Source organism: Colwellia sp. TT2012 (genome assembly GCF_001440345.1).
In the GTDB taxonomy this organism is placed as follows: domain Bacteria; phylum Pseudomonadota; class Gammaproteobacteria; order Enterobacterales; family Alteromonadaceae; genus Colwellia.
This window is the reverse complement of record NZ_LJYX01000113.1, coordinates 1-852: the sequence shown is the minus strand read 5'-3', so window position 1 is coordinate 852 and position 852 is coordinate 1. Positions and strand designations below refer to the sequence as shown.

The window sequence follows — 852 nt, the reverse complement described above, 5'->3', positions numbered from 1 at the left end:
CCTGAGCATGCAGATCAAGGAGCAAAGCCGCCTGGCGCCAATTGGCTTTGCCTTTGCCACGCGCCAGGCCGACCCCTTGCTGGGCCAGATGATGGACCGCGCGCTGCAGAGCATCGATGACTCGGTGCGCCGCGAGATCCTGGCCCGCTGGACCACCGGCCTTGGGGTTGACGTTGCCGGCGAACGCCTCCCCTTATCGGCAGCCGAGCAGGCCTGGGTACTGCCACCTCCCCCAGTCGTGGTGGCGTCCCAGCAATACTCGCCCTATGTGTTCAAGGACAAGGATGGCCGCTGGGTCGGATTGAACGTCGATTTGCTCAACCGTCTCTCGCGCATGACCGGTTTGCAGTTCGTCATGGAGGAAGTGTTTTCCACCGCGCAAAACCTCGCACTCCTGGAAACGGGCGGCGCAGACATGAGTACCACCCTGGTGGAAAACACCGAGCGTCGGCGCTTTCTCGATTTCAGCCATGGGTTTGGCGGTGCCGGCTGGGTGTTTGTCGAACGTCTGGATGCGCCGCCGCTGACCAGCCTTAGCCAACTGACGGGCGAGGTATTGGCGCTGCCGGCGCGGCATGTGCTGCAAGCGTATATCCGTCGCGAATACCCCGGGATCCGGCTGCGGTTGGTGCCCAACTACACCGAGGCCCGCGCCCTGGTGGCCCGGGGTGATGCGGCAGCGACTATCCAGAGTGAAGTGGAGGTGCAGAGTTATCCGGCCGATGAGTTACGCGCCGGTCGCAGCGTCGATGGCAAGTGGTCCAGCGACAGCCTGTCGGTACGCAAGGACCATCCCGAGCTGCTGAGTATTTTGAACAAGGCCCTTGAAGCAATGCCGGTGGCGCAGTTGAG

General features: G+C 63.0%; 1 protein-coding gene. It reads left to right on the top strand.

Annotated features, from left to right (window positions below):
* On the top strand, positions 1 to 852 hold an 852-nt coding region (locus tag ASU03_RS19005; RefSeq protein ID WP_157465989.1), incomplete at both ends, for a transporter substrate-binding domain-containing protein.